This window comes from Pseudomonas sp. NFACC45 (assembly GCF_900113505.1).
Classification (GTDB): domain Bacteria; phylum Pseudomonadota; class Gammaproteobacteria; order Pseudomonadales; family Pseudomonadaceae; genus Aquipseudomonas; species Aquipseudomonas tehranensis.
In genome coordinates, this window is record NZ_FOPO01000004.1 from 401,668 (window position 1) to 417,933 (window position 16,266).

At 58.3% G+C, this 16,266-nt stretch carries 14 protein-coding genes and 1 pseudogene; 8 read left to right on the forward strand and 7 right to left on the reverse strand.

What is annotated here, in order from left to right; genetic code table 11:
* The first annotated feature begins 54 nt into the window (after window positions 1–54).
* The 6 genes from BM132_RS09760 (at window position 55) to BM132_RS09785 (ending at window position 4,946) form a co-directional block, all read left to right on the forward strand.
* Window positions 55–1,353 carry an NAD(P)/FAD-dependent oxidoreductase gene (locus tag BM132_RS09760; protein ID WP_092454967.1) on the forward strand — a complete coding sequence of 433 codons (1,299 nt, stop codon included), beginning with the start codon at window positions 55–57 and terminating at the stop codon, window positions 1,351–1,353.
* Between the two features lie 52 nt (window positions 1,354–1,405).
* Window positions 1,406–1,771: a cupin domain-containing protein gene (locus BM132_RS09765; protein ID WP_092396146.1), complete on the forward strand. Its 366-nt coding sequence runs from the start codon at window positions 1,406–1,408 to the stop codon at window positions 1,769–1,771.
* Window positions 1,772–1,826: 55 nt separating this feature from the next.
* Window positions 1,827–2,486 carry a helix-turn-helix transcriptional regulator gene (locus tag BM132_RS09770; protein WP_092454969.1) on the forward strand — a complete coding sequence of 220 codons (660 nt, stop codon included), beginning with the start codon at window positions 1,827–1,829 and terminating at the stop codon, window positions 2,484–2,486.
* 85 nt (window positions 2,487–2,571) lie between these two features.
* A complete protein-coding gene (locus BM132_RS09775) occupies window positions 2,572–3,393 on the forward strand; it encodes a molybdenum cofactor biosynthesis F family protein (protein WP_092454971.1) in 822 nt (273 codons plus the stop codon).
* Complete coding sequence (locus BM132_RS09780) at window positions 3,386–4,186, forward strand: SDR family NAD(P)-dependent oxidoreductase (RefSeq protein ID WP_092454972.1); 801 nt, start codon at window positions 3,386–3,388, stop codon at window positions 4,184–4,186. The genes BM132_RS09775 and BM132_RS09780 overlap by 8 nt, the downstream gene beginning before the upstream one ends.
* On the forward strand, window positions 4,179–4,946 hold the full coding sequence (locus tag BM132_RS09785; protein WP_092454974.1) for an SDR family oxidoreductase: 768 nt from the start codon (window positions 4,179–4,181) through the stop codon (window positions 4,944–4,946). Before BM132_RS09780 ends, BM132_RS09785 begins: the two co-directional genes overlap by 8 nt.
* A 54-nt stretch (window positions 4,947–5,000) precedes the next feature.
* Here BM132_RS09785 and feaR read toward each other — a convergent pair whose 3' ends face one another.
* From feaR to BM132_RS09815, 6 genes are all read right to left on the reverse strand, one after another.
* A complete protein-coding gene (gene feaR, locus BM132_RS09790; RefSeq protein ID WP_092454976.1) occupies window positions 5,001–5,972 on the reverse strand; it encodes a transcriptional regulator FeaR in 972 nt (323 codons plus the stop codon).
* A 110-nt stretch (window positions 5,973–6,082) separates the two neighbouring features.
* The gene (locus BM132_RS09795) at window positions 6,083–6,667 is read right to left on the reverse strand and encodes a DUF3156 family protein (RefSeq protein ID WP_092454978.1); all 585 of its coding nucleotides are present in this window, start codon (window positions 6,665–6,667) and stop codon (window positions 6,083–6,085) included.
* Window positions 6,648–8,147, reverse strand: coding sequence for an APC family permease (locus BM132_RS09800; protein WP_092396133.1), 1,500 nt, complete (start codon window positions 8,145–8,147; stop codon window positions 6,648–6,650). The genes BM132_RS09795 and BM132_RS09800 overlap by 20 nt, the downstream gene beginning before the upstream one ends.
* A gap of 410 nt (window positions 8,148–8,557) precedes the next feature.
* Entirely contained in the window at window positions 8,558–9,463 is a 906-nt protein-coding gene (locus BM132_RS28810) for a methyl-accepting chemotaxis protein (protein WP_092454980.1), read from the reverse strand.
* Window positions 9,464–9,610: 147 nt separating this feature from the next.
* Window positions 9,611–10,567: a p-hydroxyphenylacetate 3-hydroxylase reductase component gene (locus BM132_RS09810; RefSeq protein ID WP_092454982.1), complete on the reverse strand. Its 957-nt coding sequence runs from the start codon at window positions 10,565–10,567 to the stop codon at window positions 9,611–9,613.
* Between the two features lie 59 nt (window positions 10,568–10,626).
* Window positions 10,627–11,796, reverse strand: coding sequence for a p-hydroxyphenylacetate 3-hydroxylase oxygenase component (locus BM132_RS09815; protein WP_092454984.1), 1,170 nt, complete (start codon window positions 11,794–11,796; stop codon window positions 10,627–10,629).
* A gap of 272 nt (window positions 11,797–12,068) precedes the next feature.
* On the opposite strand from BM132_RS09815, the gene BM132_RS09820 reads away from it, so the two are divergent.
* Window positions 12,069–13,556, forward strand: coding sequence for an aldehyde dehydrogenase family protein (locus BM132_RS09820; RefSeq protein ID WP_092454986.1), 1,488 nt, complete (start codon window positions 12,069–12,071; stop codon window positions 13,554–13,556).
* 224 nt (window positions 13,557–13,780) lie between these two features.
* Window positions 13,781–14,053 (forward strand): annotated as a pseudogene (locus BM132_RS09825) (SDR family NAD(P)-dependent oxidoreductase); the annotation flags it as partial.
* An 8-nt stretch (window positions 14,054–14,061) separates the two neighbouring features.
* Here BM132_RS09825 and BM132_RS09830 read toward each other — a convergent pair.
* On the reverse strand, window positions 14,062–16,251 hold the full coding sequence (locus tag BM132_RS09830) for a tetratricopeptide repeat protein (RefSeq protein WP_177218161.1): 2,190 nt from the start codon (window positions 16,249–16,251) through the stop codon (window positions 14,062–14,064).
* Window positions 16,252–16,266 lie beyond the last annotated feature (15 nt).

The following is a 16,266-nucleotide window of genomic DNA, read 5'->3' on the forward strand; positions in this document are numbered from 1 at the left end:
AGCTTCTCGAAGTCCCGAGCGCTTGAGTTTTCCTTCACTTTTTCAGGCTGCGCCATGATCAATATCGAAACGCCCACCTATTACACGGCCACCAAAAAATACAACCTCAGTTTCCCGACCCTGGAACAGGATGTGGAAGCTGACGTTGTGGTCATTGGCGGTGGTTTCTCCGGCATCAACACTGCACTTGAGCTGGCCGAAAAAGGCATCACCAATATTGTCGTGCTGGAGGCGCGTTACCTGGGTTTTGGCGGCACCGGACGCAATGGCGGGCAGATCATGGCCGGCATCGGTCACGACCTGGAGAAGATCAAGAAGGACGTGGGTGAAGACGGCCTGCGCCAGGTCTTCGAGATCAGCGACCTGGGCGCCGACATCATCAAGGACCGCATCGCCAAGTACGACATCGACGCCGACTTCTGCCACGGCTACGGTTACATGGGTTTCAACGCCCGCCAGGAAAAGACCCTGCGCGCCTGGGAAAAAGACTTCAAATCGATTAATACCAAGCACGAAATCCGCTTTCTCGGCGGCTCGGACGTCAAGCAAATCATCGGTTCCGATGCCTATAGCAGTGCCCTGTTGCACATGGGCGGCGGTCACGTCCATTCGCTGAACCTGCTGCTCGGTGAAGCCAAGGCGCTGGCGAGTCACGGCGTGCGGATTTTTGAGAACAGCCCGGCCCTGGAAGTCAGTTACGGCGAGCGCATCACCGTGCGCACCGGGCGCGGCTCGGTCAAGGCCAGCAAGCTGTTATGGGCCTGCGACAGTTTCCTCAACAAACTGGAACCCGAACTGCACCGTTCGACCATCAACACCTATGCCTTCCAGATGATGACCGAGCCATTGTCAGACGAGCTGATCAACCGCATCAGCCCGATTCGCGGCGCCTACAGCGATATTCGCCCGGTAATCGACTACTACCGTGTCACCAACGAAAACCGTCTGTTGTTCGGCGCGGCCACGCCGCTGGTCGAGCACATCCCCCTGGATCTGAAGGCCTGGAATCGCCGCTTGATGCTGAAGATTTTTCCCTACCTCAAGGACGTGAAAATCGACCTGGCCTGGGGCGGTCCAATGGCCTGCAGCCCGAACCTGTTCCCGCAAATCGGCACCCTACCCGGTCGCAGTAACGCCTTCTTTGTCCAAGGCTATTCAGGCTTCGGCGTGACCCCAAGTCACATTATCTGCAAGGTGTTGGCGGAGGGGATGAGTGAAGGTTCGGCGCGCTATGACCTGGTCAGCTCGATCCACCGTCCAACCATCCTAGGCAAAGATGCGTTTCGCCCACTGTTGCTGACCGCCGGCAAGTCCTGGCACCAGCTATCGGGTTACTGGAACGGGCGCCGGTAACGGCCGAGGCGCTCTTCCCCTTCCTCTTTTTTACTCATCAGGAGCAACTGCCATGACCCTTGTTACCCTCAAGAAAGACATCCAGCTGTCCGAACTGGACGCCTGGGGTACCGTCGCCGACCTCGGCTCGGAAATCCTCGAAGGTGAAGTCAAAGCCTTCGGTAAAATGACCTTCGGCGCACCGACCGACCCGGTCAGCAGTGCCTACTTCGGCACCACCCAAGGAAAATTCCGGATGGTCTATCCGTTCGCAGAACAAGCCACCGTGGTCACCGGCGAAGTGGTCCTGACCGACGAATCCACCGGCCAGAGCACTCGCTACAAGGCCGGCGACAGCTGGTTCGTGACCAAGGGCACGCCTGTTCTCTGGGAAGTCGTCAGTGAAAGCTTTGTGAAGCATTATTTCGCTGTCGTCTGATCGATCCTGGCTGCCGACTCCTACCGGCAGCCTTTTCTGGCGAAGGTTACTGACCATGAACGCCATACCCCCCCAGGACGTCGCCGTCCATTGCCTGCAGGCTTTCACTCAACTCGTTCCTGCCAGTCAGGCGGCGTTCTACTGTGTCGACCGGCAACTGCAAGCCCGTGATTTCCACTTGCATTGCATGAGCACTGAGATGCATCGCGACTACCTGGACAACTACTGTCAGTTCGACCCGCTGCAACCACGCAACTGCCTGTCCAGCGGGCTGGCCGTGGTGCCGCTGGGCCTGGCCATGGCCCGACAGCCGACTCGGGACAGTCGGCGCTATCGAGATTTTCTGCAGCGCTACGGCGTCGTCGATGTGGTGGAGATCCTCGCTCATCGCGCCGGCCAGCCTCAGGCCGCCATCTCATTGCTGCGCACCGCCGAACAAGGCACCTTCACCACCGATCAGCTGGCCCAGCTCAATGCCTTGCAGTCTCTGCTGCAACTGGCCGTGGCGAACATGCCGCCCTGCGAAGATCCGCTGATCGGCCTGACGCCCAAGGAGCGGCAGATTGCCTTGTTGTTGCGCCAGGGCGCCAGCAACAAGCAATTGGCCCGTGAATTGGAAGTCGGTCTGCCAACCATCAAGACCCACCTGATCAACCTGTTTCGCAAGACCGGCGTCAGCAGCCGCACCGAGTTGGTAGGAACGCTGTTTCTCTAACCCGGTTCAACCATCCGGTTGATAGGCGAGCTTGTCTGCGAACCGCATGCTCCAAGTTGTTATTTCATACAACCGGAGCATTGCAATGACGACATCATCCGACTGGATCACCGTTGGCGCCCTGGCCGATGGCTTTGCCCCAGAAGCCTTCATTCTGCCGAACCTGGCCGACCTGAACGGCAAGACCTTCACGCTGTACTTCGTCAATGGCTGGCAGATCGAACATCGTTTCGACACCGCAACGGTGTCTTGGACCACTGCCGACGGCCACTCCAACGGCGCCGCGGTGTATCGGGCAACTTCGGTGCGCCCCGGTCTGTACCTGGTGGATTTCATCAAGCGCGAAAGCGCTCAAGACTGGTCGGTGAGTCTGGTACTCGACACCGCCAGCGCTGCGTTCACCGCCGTGATCGGTCGCATGCCGACCCAGGAGCAAACTCGTGAAGGCCTCTACAGCCGTGCGCTGGCCGGCAAGAACCTGACCTCGGTCGAGGTGGATTTCCTGCATGGCAGCCTCGATCGTCCGTGGCAGGAAGGCCAATGCCCTCACGCACCAACAAGCGAACTGACCGGCCTGCGCAACCTGTATCGCTACAGTCCGAGCGAAGTCTACGAGCACATCTACCTCAACGATCAATTCTATTCCTGGCAGTGTCTGAAGGGTGTAGAGCAAGGCCTGTGCGACACCGACCGTTGCCACTACTACAAGATCGCCGATCAGCTGTACCTGTTCGTCTGGCGCGAGAAGATCATTCCGACCCTCGGTGTGCTGCTGATCGACATGCAACAGCACCGCAGCGACGGCAAGATTTTCGGTTATGCCGAGTCGTCCTTCGATGAGCTGTCGAACTTTCCGGTCGCCTCTTACTGCCAGGTTCTCAACCAGACGGAATATCCCCATGACTGAGCCACGTATCGTTGCAATCACCGGAGCCGGGACTGGCATCGGTGCCGCCTGCGCTCGGCTGTACGCAGCCGAAGGCGCCAATCTGGTGCTGATCGGCCGCCGCCGCGAGCCTCTGGAGCAGATCGCCCGGGAAACCGGAGGTCTGGTCCTGGTCGGTGATGCCGCTTGTCCGGACACTTGGGAAGGTTTCGTCGCACAGATTCGTCAGCGTTATGGTCGGCTCGATGTGCTGTTGGCCTGTGCCGGTGGTCATGGTCTGGGCAGCGTCACTCAGACCAGCCCGAAGACCTGGGAAGCGGCGCTGCGCAGCAACCTGAACAGCGCTTTCTACAGTGCCCGGGCCTGTCTGCCGCTGCTGCTGGAAAGTACTGGCATCATCGTGCTGATCGGTTCCGTTGCCTCACTGGTGGCAGGGCCTGAAGTCTGCGGCTACACCACGGCCAAGCATGCGCTGCTCGGTCTCAACCGCTCACTGGCCAGAGATTACGGTCCGCACGGCGTGCGGGTGAACGCCATCTGCCCGGGCTGGGTACGCACGCCCATGGCCGATCAGGAGATGCAGCCGCTGATGGATTTTTATGGCGAAACGCTGCAGCAAGCCTATGACCGAGTCTGCGCCGACGTGCCATTGCGCCGACCGGCCAGTGCCGAAGAAATAGCCAGGGTGTGTCGCTTCCTGGCGTCCAGCGAGGCTTCAATCATCACCGGCGCAACCCTGGTGGCCGACGGCGGATCGAGCATCGTCGATGTGCCAACCCTGGCCTATACCCATATGGAGCAACCTCATGTCTGAAAACCTGGACTTCAGCGGTAAAACCGTACTGGTGACCGGCGGGGCCCAGGGTATTGGCCGTGCGATCGTCGAAGCCTTCGCCTTGCGCGGCGCACGCGTGGTGATCGCTGACCTGCAACTGCCCCAGGCTCAGGCGCTGGCCGCCGAGTTGTCCGGGCAGGCATGTCAGGTCGAAGCGGTGCCCGTCGACCTGGTCGAGTCCACGGTGGTGCTCGAACTGGTTCAGAGTCTGGAGCAGCGTATGGGTCGGTTGGATATCCTGGTGCACAACGCCGGGTACTTTCCGCTGACGCCCTTCGCCGAGATCACCCCATCCATTCTCGACCGTACCCTGGCCGTCAATCTCTCGGCACTGTTCTGGCTGACTCAAGCGGCCTTGCCGATGTTCCGTCGTCAGGGTCAGGGTTGCGTGCTGGCGACCTCATCGGTCACTGGTCCACGGGTGGCCTACCCGGGGCTGAGTCACTATGCGGCGTCCAAGGCAGGGGTCAACGGTTTCATTCGCAATGCCGCACTGGAGCTGGCTGGCTACAACGTGCGGGTCAATGGCGTTGAACCCGGCATGATCGCGACGCCGGCCCTGGGCAACCTGGGTGGCGATCAGGTCACCGACAATATCGCCAGCCGTGTGCCTTTGGGACGATTAGGCGTTGCGTCCGATATCGCCGGAGCCATGCTGTTTCTGGCGTCGGATCTGGCGAGCTACATTACTGGACAGACGCTGGTGGTCGATGGGGGGTCGACCTTGCCAGAGGTTTGATAACGCTTGTCCATACAGAAAAGGGGGCGATGAAAAGCTCCTTTTTTCGTCCATTCAAATACTAACGCCCCCCTCCACCGTTTGCTGCAAATGACAGGAACGAAAATCCTTAGGGGATAGCTCGAACTGCTTCTTGAACGAGCGGCTGAAATGCGCCGAATCGGTGAACCCCCACTTGTACGCAATCGAGGTGATCGATTCGGTCCTCAGGAACGGGTTGGTCAGGTCATCGGCGCTGCGTTTGAGCCGCGCCCGTTGAATGTAGCGGCATACGCTATCGTCCTGCTCTTCGAACAACCGATACAAATGCCGCACTGAAATATTCAGTCGACTCGCCAGGCCCACCGGGCTCAGGCCGGGCTGAGTCAGGGATTCATCGATGACTTTCTGCACATAGCTGCGTAGGTTATTGCCCTGCAACGAGGCACTGTCATCCCGTGAGTCAGGGTCCTGCTCGAATGCCGAGCCTAGCAGCGAAACAAAAGCACACTGCAGGGCCTCGCCCTCGCCCGCGGCGCCGTCACCTTCCAAGCTGTCTTTGCACAGCTGATCCATCAGCACGTGCAACATCCGCCCACAGGCCTTGCTCGAGGAAATCTTGCCGAAGGTCCTGGGCTGGCTGCCGAGCTGCTTGCACACGTCATTGCGAGACAATGACAGGGAAGCATGTTCGATCAGGCCAAAGGGGGTGATTTCGATTGAGCCCGCCGAATCCATTAGCAACAAATCCCCTGGGGCAAGCTGGATGCTCAGGCCATTCTGAGTAATCTGGGCGTATCCGCTGCGCTGGCTGACCAGGAAACAATGCTGATCGTCGTCGTGATCAGGGTTGTTCCTTGAGCGCTTGATGAGGCCCGCATTGGTGCGCAGGTTGGCCAGCGGCAGACCGCCTCGGGAGAACTTGGACACCTCACCGATGAACAGCGCGCGGTTGAAGGCAAGTTCTGTGTCGAAGTGACCGCAAACAGCTCGCAGATCCCGGGTCCAGGTTTCCAGCCCGCCTTGCACAATCTGTTGGACGCTCATGGGTATCTCCACAATGGCTTTTTGTTTTTGTAGCGCAATAGTTAACATGTTATCTATATGTGCGCAACAAGTACTGGTTGCCGTATGTGAAAGCACTAATGATGCCAACCTCAAAGCGCGCGCAGTACTCGCTGAAAACCACTCAAGGCACCGAGCAGCCAATCGCGCTGCTCACGGTTCAAGGCGATGTAGCGACGAAAAGCCGGCATCCGGTTGACCACTTCACTCCCGCCCATATGCTCCAGCCGCAAGCACCATTGACGCGCTTGCAGATCGATACGCAAGCGTTTGAAATCCAGCGGCATCAGAGCCTGCTGCAGCCCACTGTCCGCCTCTAATCCTGCTTGCAAACCGGCCAACAGTGCCGCGTCTCCAACACGTTGCCGACAGCGGATTCCAGTCCGTCGAACCGACCCGGTATGGTGCAGTTCGAAGCTCGCCACGCCCTCTCTTGTAGCAGGCACCCGCAGCACGAATTCAGTCATGACCAGGTGCATCAACAGTTGCGACTCGGTGCGCTCGACGATCTCCAATTGCAGGCCGCCATCATCCAGCGAAACGCGGGCCGCTGTCGGCGCTGTCTGCTCGAAACTGGCCAAACCGAGGTTGCGCCGAAGGTGCTCGAGCGTCACCCCCGGTCGGTAACCAGCCGGGGCGCGCCTGGGACTGAACAGCTCAGACAGTTTTTGCAGCATGGTCGATATACCCGTTGTGAGGGTGTCCTGGCTCATTCGCGAACTCCTTGGCCAACACTTCTTCCACCGAAGCCGGTTTGAACGGATTGACCTTCTGCACGACCAGCGTCCAGAACAGCGCGTACAGCGCGGTGCCACCAAGCATGACCGCGAACGGGACATAGATGTCTGCAGGGCTCATGCCGGGCGGCGTGATGAACCACATGCCCAACAGGATGCCGATACTGGAGACAACCTGCGGCAGCGGGAAGAACGGCGAACGATAGGCCCGTGGCAGATCGGGACGGCGGATCCGCAGAATCACCACTGACAGCGTCACCAGCAGATAAGCGAAACTCCAGGCACAGACGGCCGCCAGAACCAGAGGCATGATGTTGTCGGCGTTGCCGCCCAGATACAGTGCATGCAGACAAGGAATCAGCATCACTACCAGAATGCACAGAATCGGCGTCTTGAAGCGCGGGTGCAGGTAGGTGAATACTTTGGGCAACGCGCCGTCAACCGCCATGCCGTAGAGAATCCGTGGCACCCCGGCCATCAGTGTATTGATGGTCGCCGCACCGGCAAACAGAAAGCCGATTCCCAGCCACATCGGACCAATGTCGCCCATCACCTGCTCAGCGAACTTTGGAATGGCCATCGGCGTATCGAGCAGATGCGCGCCGCTGGCGGTATCGAGCAACACGTTCTCCACCTGACGTTTCATCGCCGCGCCGTAGATGAACATGCACGTCGCCACGCTCAACAAACCGAGAATCATCGCCTTGGGCATGACCTTGGCCGAATTGCGCAGGTCCGGAGCCAGCGGGGTGACGAACTCGCAACCGACAAACATGAACATGGCCATGCCCACCAGCGACAGGATGGTAATCAGGTCAGTCCCGACCATCGACTCCCCGAACCAGCCATCCAGTTGCACGGCGGGTGCGGCAATCAAACCCAATACTCCAAACACCATCAAGGTGGTCCACATACCGAAGGTGAGGATGATCTCGGCCCTGCCAAAAGCACTGACGCCGAAGGCATTGAGAACCCCGAATACGACGACGAAGCCCACCCCCAGCAACCATGAACCGCCGGCCGATTCGGCCAGGGTATTGAGGTGCTCGAAGTTCACCAGCGCCATGACTCCGGAAAGAATGGTTTCCGCGGTTCCAGCGAACACATGGACAATCAGGTAGGCCGACAACGTACCGGTGATCGCAAAGAAACGGCCCATGCCGCAATTGATGTAATCGTAGACCGAACCAGTGGTCGGCAGGATCGACGCCGCTTCAGCGAAGGTGGTCGCCTGAGCCAGCATCATCACCACGGCGATCAACATGGCCACGGCGAAGGCACTGCCGCCGATGCCGAACCCCATGGTCGCAGTGAGAATCACCGGGCTGGCCATGATCAGACCAATGGTGCTGGCGAGCGCAGTGGGGAAACCTACCGTACCCCGGTTCAAATGCTCGGTGAGTCTGTCATTGATCGACATAGTGCAGATCCTCGAAAGCGGATTTTTATAATGGATGTAGCGATCCGCTCAAGGAACTGGCGATAACGCCCTCCCCAGCCAGTCCCTGATCGAAACGCCGCCGTATACAGAGTCACTTTGCGCCTCTGCCGCCCTGATCGTCTTGCCCGTGTCTGCCGCCGGTTTTGTTGCTGTCTGCCAAGGTCCACTGCTTGGCCCACAAGATCAATTATAGGGTACGCAGGTGAAAAATTTCCCCCGGCCCCAGGCGTCCCAAGGGGTGCTCAATCTAATCACTGTCCAACCATGCTGGGAAAAAACAACGGCGGCAACCAGGTCGCGGCGATGGCACCAACTTTACAGCCAACTGAGAGTGGCCGCCCTTTTCCGATCCAGTTCAGAACCTGCCTTTTGCAACTCCTGAAACCGGGTTACTGCTTGTGCTGGTGCAACATCGTCTGAATCTTATGAGTCGCCTGGCGGGTATTTTCTGCCAGTTTGCGCACTTCATCGGCCACCACTGAAAACCCGCGCCCGACCTCTCCCGCCCTGGCTGCTTCGATCGCGGCGTTCAAAGCCAATAGATTGGTCTGGTCGGCGATGCCCTTGATGACTCCCACTACCGTCGCAATCTGGCCGTAGGTAGCCTGATTTTGTTCAAGCATTTGTTGATGGGTGGCCTTGGCTGAACGCTCATCGCTGATGTCGCGTACCGCGCCGATCACACGGACTAAACGCCCCTGTGCATCACGGACCGCACGACCTCTCTCGCGACACCAGATATAGTCACGGGTCTTGTGACGCATCCGATATTCAATGACGTACTCGCCGCTGCCGTGGATGGCGAGGACTTCCTGATTGAAGATCGCCATGATCGTCGGCAGATCGTCAGGATGAGTAATGCTGACCTGAGCATCCCAGCCGTCGTGCAGCTCATGCAGGGCGTAGCCCATGAGGATGCGAAATTGATTAGAAAACCGCATACAGCTGGCTGGATCCTGCACATCGCCGTTGACCACGGTGATGTCCCAGCAGCCTTCGGTCAGTGTCGACTGCAGCAATTCCCAGATCTGTTCCTCCTGCCGATGCTGGCGGGATAGCTGCACGTGCCGGCCTAACTCGACTTCGAGCGTCTGCTCGCGGCTCCGGGCCTGTTCCAACTGCTGGCGGAGGGTTTCAAGCGTCTGCTCGCTTCGCTCCAATTGGCCGGCCTGGTTGTTGACCAGGTCCTCGGCCGCTCGCAATCGCTGCTCGATCAGGGCTTTTTCTTGCGTGAGTTGTTCCAGCTGCACGGATTCAGCGAGCGCCTGTAGCCGTTTATGTTTCTTGAAGAACATCAGCCTGTCCTTTGTTCGTCGAGTCGAAACACTGGATCTGATAGCAAACTGAAGGTGATTGCTTGTACGAGGCTGCTGAGGCGTTTGCTCCTGCCTGCCATCAATAAAAACGGCGCCCGAAGGCGCCATAAGAAATTTGATTGGAGATCAGCAGCTACTGATCAGTCTCTTCAACACCGTCTTGAAGGTATCGATCTGTTCTTCACTGAAATCGGAAAACACCTTGTCCTGCTGCTCTCGAGCGATGGCCCACAGGCCTTCGGTCTGCTCGATACCGGCGGCGGTCAGACGCACGCGGCTGTCATCGTCGCTGACCAACCCTTTTCGCTTGAGGTTGGCCACCGCCTCATCGATTTCCCGCACCGGCATCGCCACTTCCCGCAACAGATCGTTCAGGCTCAGACCGGCGTCACTCTCCAACACCATCAACATCCGCGCCTCGCTCGTGCGCAGCCCGGTGGACAGTTGCCGTGGCTGGTAGCTGGACTGGTAAGCCCGTACCGCCTGGGTCATCAGGTAGTACAGATTGTGGCTGAGGCGCCCCTGGAAATGGCTGCTCGGAGGCTGGCTTTCATCGCGTTTGGTCATACGGGTATGGGGCAGCACCATGGAGTAGGCACCTTGGTGATAGAGCAACGGCGAGCGGCCGAAGTCGTCGAAGGCCACCACCTTGCCGATCATGATCCAGTGATCGCCACCGTCCACTTGCTGGTACTTCTCACAGTGAAAACGCGCCGCGCAATCAGTGAATACCGGCGCGCCGCCTTCGCCAGGTTCGAACTCGATGTCGGCGAAGCGATCTTCCTTGGGGCGGGCGAAATTGTTGGAAAGGTCGATCTGGTCCGCCGCCAGTACATTGACCGCAAAATGGCTGGCCTCTTTGAACACCTCGTGGCTGTTGGAACGCTTGTCGATGCTCCACAGTACCAGAGGCGGATCGAGAGAAACGGAGTTGAAACTGTTGGCGGTTACCCCGGCTTTGCGCCCGGATGCGGTGGCGGCGGTCACCACGGTCACGCCGGTGGCGAAATTGCCCAGAGCCCGACGAAAGGCCCGCGGGTCGAAGGTCGTTTCAGTGGCTGCACAAACGCTGTTATCAGACATGCAAGACTCCCAGACTGCTTTGAGAAGCAATCCTGATTGTTGTTATGGACGGTCCGGGCTCAGATCATGCTCGGATCGGGTTCCAGGCCCATCAGCTCGCGGCCGAGGATTTGAGCGCAGACGTCGTAGTCGGTGTAGGCATGGGCCCCGGTCATGTGTGAGTCGCGGAACAGGCGCTGCATCTCGTTGTGCTCGAACCAGGCGTTACCACCGGCAGCCTCGAAAAGACGGTCCACCGCCTGGATGCACATCTTGGTGGCGTAGGCTTGATTGGTGCGCCAGAACGCCAGGGTTTCGCGGCTTGGATAACGCTGCTGTTCACTATGTTCGGCGTGCTCTTCCCAGGTTTTCTCGAGAAAGGCTCGGGCTGCTGCCACCTGATGAGTTGACTCGGCCAGGCGCATCAACGCCGGGGTCGCAGCACCGACTGCAGCACCGGTGTAGGCACGCACGCGGGATTTGGTTTTTTCGCGGAACACCTCGAGCATCCGCTCGGCAACACCCAGGCTCACGGTGGAGAAACCGCTGGCAAAGTAAGGACGGTACGGCGAGTAGAAGATCTTGCTGTCCGGGTACAGACCGAAACCGGCGGACTTCCCCTCCATCATGTCCTTGGCTTTCTGGATGCGGTGTTCCGGTACCAGCACACTGTCGATGATCAAGGTCTTGGTGCCACTGCCCTTCATGCCGGCGGCAAACCAGTCGTCACGGATCTGATAGTCGCTGCGCGGCAGCACCGCGAAGCAGTAGTCCTGGGTACCCTCGGCATTTTTGCGGCGGAAACCTACAATCGCCCACTCGGCATGGTCGCAGCCGCTGCTCCAGCCCATTTCACCGCTAAACAGCACACCGCCTTCGGTCTCTTCGGTACGGCCGAACGGCGCGATGCTGCTGCTGGCGGTGGCGTCCGGATCAGTACCCCAGACTTCCTGCTGCAATTTGGCCGAGAACATCGCTAGTTGATGGCTATGGGTACAGAGCAGGCTCATGGCCCATGCCGTGCTGGCACAAGAACCAGCGAGCAAGGCAATGCAGTCGGCGAATTGTGGCAGCGATATTTCCATGCCCCCGAACTTCTTCGGCTGAAAGGCACGGTGCATACCGATGCTTTTGAGCAGCGCAATGTTCTCGTCGGGGACCTTGCGGTCCTTCTCGGCCTGAAAGGCATTGGCAGCAATGACCGGAAGAATGGACTTGAGGTCTTCGATGAGCGGGTTTGGCTTTTTCATGGATGGCCCTGCTTATTATTGGATGTCCGGCCGGCTTCAAAAATCGAGCTGCGGCGTCGGATGCAGGGCCAGTATGGAACCCGTCACAGCGGTAGAAAATGCACCTTCCAGAGCCAAGATTGTACTTTTCAAAGGTAACAGCCCAAATCACGTACCGGATTTGTAACAGCGCTGGCAGCCACAGACATGTCTCCCGGCAGGCACAGTCAAGCCACCCCGCCCCCCATGGAATAACCTCGGGCTTTTCTCAAGTTCGCGACCAGGAAAACCCCATGAGCGATATTCCACTGCTGCCTCAAGTTGAAGCCTTCCTCAGCCGAAGCCATGGACTGTTTATCGACGGCGACTACGTCCAGAGCCACTCCAGCCAGACGCTGGAGGTGATCAATCCAGCCACCGGCCAGGTCATCGCCCGCGTCGCCGACGCTGATCCAGTCGATATCGATGCGGCAGTGGAATCGGCCAACCGTGGCTTCAAGTATTGGTCCCAGGTCGCACCGGCGACACGTGGCAACGTGCTACTGAAACTGGCGGACCTGCTGGAGCGAAATCGCGAAGAACTGGCGCAAATCGAAACCTGCCAGTCGGGCAAGATCATCCAGATTGCCCGGGCTTTCGAAGTCGACCAGGCTGCTCACTTCCTGCGTTATTACGCCGGCTGGGCGACCAAGATCAGCGGTCAGACCATCACCCCGTCACTGCCCTCCTTCGCTGGCGAACGCTATACCGCTTTCACCCTGCGCGAACCGGTCGGCGTGGTGGTGGGCATTGTGCCGTGGAATTTTTCGACCATGATCGCCATCTGGAAACTCGCCTCGGCGCTCGTAACCGGATGTAGCATCATCATCAAACCCAGCGAATTCACCCCCCTGACAATTCTTCGAATCGCAGAATTGGCCATTGAAGCCGGTCTTCCGGCCGGCGCATTGAACGTATTGACTGGCGGTGGGCTGGTTGGCAAAGGGTTGATCGAGCACCCCGGCACCGACAAAGTCTCGTTCACAGGCTCGGTGCCGACCGGCATCGCTGTCGGTCGCAGTGCCATGGGCGCCGGGTTGACCCGAGCCACCCTGGAACTGGGCGGCAAAAACTCGGCGGGTTTCCTGCGCGATGTCGATCTGGACAAGGCAGTCAACGGCATCATCGAAGCCGGCTTTCTGCACTCCGGACAAATCTGTGCCGCTGCCGAGCGCTTCTTCGCCCATCGCTCGCAGATCGAGCCGATCATGGACAAGTTGGCCCTACGCCTGAGCAAGTTGAACATCGGCTCGCCCCTGGATGAACGCACCGAGTTCGGCCCGGTCACCAACCGCCAGCATCAACTCAAGCTCGAAGGTTTTTTCGCCAAGGCCCGTGCCGAAAACAACACCATTATCCACGGCGGCAAGCTGATCGACCGGCCCGGCTGTTATGTCGAACCGACAGTGATCCTCGCCAACACCATCGACGACACCCTGCTCAACGAAGAAACCTTCGGCCCGATAGCCACCTTCTTCCCCTACGACACCGAAGAAGAACTGCTGGAACTGATGAACAACACGCCCTATGGCCTGAGTGCCAGCCTCTGGACCAATGACCTGAGCAAAGCCCTGCGCATGGTGCCCGCGATCAAGGCCGGCACCGTGTGGGTGAACATGCACACTATGCTTGATCCGGCGGTGCCGTTCGGTGGCAACAAGTCCTCGGGGGTGGGGCGGGAGTTTGGCAGTGCATTTATCGATGATTACACCGAGCTCAAGTCGGTGATGATTCGTTACTGATAGTGGTTGCACCGTGTTCGCTTATCAGTCCCGAGCCTGTCTATGCCGGGGACTTGATTGAGCAGACCATGATCCTGCGCTCCAAGGAGGCGATGAAGGGATGAGAAAAGAGAACGATCTATCTGAGGGAACATTAGAGGAAATATCAGCGTCCGGCTAAGTTACCTGCAGAACTCCACCATCGCCCTTAATACTGGAGTTCGTTAGGTGACTTAGCCGGACGCCTACAGCGCTTCGACTTCCTCGTCAACAATGCAGGCAATGGCATCTTCACGAACTTTATTGACGCGACCGAAGACCAATTTGCCTCACTTGTCGCCACGCACCTTCGCGGCCCGATTTTCCTGACTCGGAAGCTGTTACCGCGCCTCCAAGACGGTGGTCGTATCCTGAACGTTTCGTCCGGATTTGTACGTTTCACATTGCCGAGGTACAGCGTTTACGCGGCGGTCAAGGCCGCAGTTGAAGTGCTCACCCGTTACAGGGCCATAGAACTACTGAACGTTCATTGTCCACGGGACTTTATCGCATCGGATAGCCGCCGACATCTCATGTCGTTAGAACCTTCGCAATATTTAAGCGCATCATCCAACTCGTTATTTTGCGCACTCAGGTAAGCTAGCGTGTAGCGCAGATCCTGATTAGCGGGATCCTGCTCCAAACCTCTTAATAATGAGATTTTCGCCTCCTTCTGACGCCCCATCCGGCTCAAAAGCAGACCGAGGTTGTAATGCGCTCGTGGAGTGTCAACACGCTGCAGCCATTCTATCGCCTCCGGAGCATTACCCTGCTGTGCGAGCAAAAGCCCAAGCGTTAAGACAAGCTCCTGCTGCTGGGGCTGTAACGCCAGTCCTGCGCGAAGTAACTGTTCAGCTTCAACGGTCTGACCTTGAATGACCAGTAGACGCACAAGACCCGTACGGGCCGGTACGAAACGTGCATCCTGCACAAGAGCCTGGCGGTAGTTGTGCTTTGCGTCTTCAGGTCGATGCAGACGCTCCTGCAGTATCGCCAAGTTCACTCTTGTCACAGGCAGATCAGCGTCGCGCGCCAAGCGTTGCTCATGGTCGGCGAGCTGAGAGGAAAGCAGGTCCTGTAACGGCGGCTGCAAGCCAGTATTGTAATAGTCGGCGAGCCCCCGAGCCGCCTGATCACGGACCGCCAGGATCGGATCACGCAACAATGGCAGCAGATACTCCAAACGCTGTGTGGGTGAATGCGCCTCCACACTACGTGCTGCTTGCAGCCGAACCTCTGGACTGTCGTCTTTTAGTGCTTCGATAAAACTGCGATCTAAAGCCGAGCCGTAACTTGCGCCAAGCTCAACCGCGGTAGCCCGGACGATGGCAGGCTGCGTAGTGTCGGTGATGAGCTTCGCTAATTGAGGGAGGACCTCAGGATCGTTGCGACGAGCTGCAGCGAAGACTTCGCCGTAGTGCTTAACAAGGGGAGGTCGGAAATTCCATCCTGCGAGCGCTTGTGCCGCCCAGGCCGGGGTTGCTCCTGTATGGCAGCCAGTACAGGCGTCGGGCGATCCGGTCTCTGCATCCAAATCCGGGCGAGGTATGCGCAAAGCGTGGTCGCGTCGCTCATCTACACCCATATAAGTACGAGTCGGCATATGGCAGTTGACGCACTGCGCGCCTTGAGAGCCAGGCACGTGATGATGATGTGCTGGATTATCGTAATTTTTAGGTATCAGACTGGGAAATAGTGGATTGCCTGCCGGATTGTGGCATGCCTTGCAAAGGTCGTTGCCTTCAGCACGCAGCTTCGTTGTGTGGGGCTCATGGCAATTGCTGCAGGTCACGCCTTTGTTAAACATTTTGCTCTGAGTGAATGAGCCATACTCAAAGACTTCATCGAGGATTTGCCCATCGGCATGATAGAGCCCTGCTGAAAGCACCGCTGGGCGCATCGCATCAAGCAGTGGTTTGCCGGGCTGACCACCATTACCAAGGGGTTGGCGACGGCTATGGCAGCGAGCGCATTGCTCAACCAGGTAACCTTTCTGAGAGTTATGGAAGTCGACGGCGAGCCCTTTCTCATCCGGACCGGAACGCTCAGTTTCTTGGGCGCTCTTTGTTGCCCAGTCGATATGCCATTGACCTGGACCATGGCAGCTTTGGCACCCCACCGCCATTTCGCTCCAGGTAGTTTGGTAGGTATCCGCAGCAGCATCGTAACCTTTGCGCAAATTGCCAGAATGACAGTCTGCACACATGGCGTTCCAATTCTGGTAGCGACCCGTCCAGTGCAGTGCGTCATTGGGGCTGAACCGTTGCCCAGGATACAGTGAAAACCATCGCTGCCCGCCCGCCATCTGCGGACGACTATCCCAGGCTACGGTCAGGCTCTGCAAGCGCCCGCCAGGGCGCTCTATCAAGTATTGTTGTAGTGGATAGAAACCAAAGGTGTACGCGATCACAAAGTCGGTGAGTTTACCCTGCTCGTCCTCAGCATTAACGTAAACGCGGTCACCACGCCTGAAAAACCGAAGCTCAATGCCATTGCCATCATTGAAAATGACGTCATTAAAGTCCCCTAAAACGTTACCCTCACGAGCTTCCCGCAGGGACCAACTGTGATGGGAACCTGCCCATGCATTTGCCTCGGCCTGATGACAGCCGGAGCAACTCTCTTGAGCGACATAACCGTCCGAAAAGGCTTGTGCGGGAGGAGACGAAGCTGCCATACCGGGCGTCGACAA

Bases quoted from the DNA above. Each gene is read 5' to 3' on its own strand.
- BM132_RS09760 (WP_092454967.1), top strand. From the start codon at position 55: ATGATCAATATCGAAACGCCCACCTATTACACGGCCACCAAAAAATAC.
- BM132_RS09765 (WP_092396146.1), top strand. From the start codon at position 1,406: ATGACCCTTGTTACCCTCAAGAAAGACATCCAGCTGTCCGAACTGGAC.
- BM132_RS09770 (WP_092454969.1), top strand. From the start codon at position 1,827: ATGAACGCCATACCCCCCCAGGACGTCGCCGTCCATTGCCTGCAGGCT.
- BM132_RS09775 (WP_092454971.1), top strand. From the start codon at position 2,572: ATGACGACATCATCCGACTGGATCACCGTTGGCGCCCTGGCCGATGGC.
- BM132_RS09780 (WP_092454972.1), top strand. From the start codon at position 3,386: ATGACTGAGCCACGTATCGTTGCAATCACCGGAGCCGGGACTGGCATC.
- BM132_RS09785 (WP_092454974.1), top strand. From the start codon at position 4,179: ATGTCTGAAAACCTGGACTTCAGCGGTAAAACCGTACTGGTGACCGGC.
- feaR (WP_092454976.1), bottom strand. From the start codon at position 5,972: ATGAGCGTCCAACAGATTGTGCAAGGCGGGCTGGAAACCTGGACCCGG.
- BM132_RS09795 (WP_092454978.1), bottom strand. From the start codon at position 6,667: ATGCTGCAAAAACTGTCTGAGCTGTTCAGTCCCAGGCGCGCCCCGGCT.
- BM132_RS09800 (WP_092396133.1), bottom strand. From the start codon at position 8,147: ATGTCGATCAATGACAGACTCACCGAGCATTTGAACCGGGGTACGGTA.
- BM132_RS28810 (WP_092454980.1), bottom strand. From the start codon at position 9,463: ATGTTCTTCAAGAAACATAAACGGCTACAGGCGCTCGCTGAATCCGTG.
- BM132_RS09810 (WP_092454982.1), bottom strand. From the start codon at position 10,567: ATGTCTGATAACAGCGTTTGTGCAGCCACTGAAACGACCTTCGACCCG.
- BM132_RS09815 (WP_092454984.1), bottom strand. From the start codon at position 11,796: ATGAAAAAGCCAAACCCGCTCATCGAAGACCTCAAGTCCATTCTTCCG.
- BM132_RS09820 (WP_092454986.1), top strand. From the start codon at position 12,069: ATGAGCGATATTCCACTGCTGCCTCAAGTTGAAGCCTTCCTCAGCCGA.
- BM132_RS09830 (WP_177218161.1), bottom strand. From the start codon at position 16,251: ATGGCAGCTTCGTCTCCTCCCGCACAAGCCTTTTCGGACGGTTATGTC.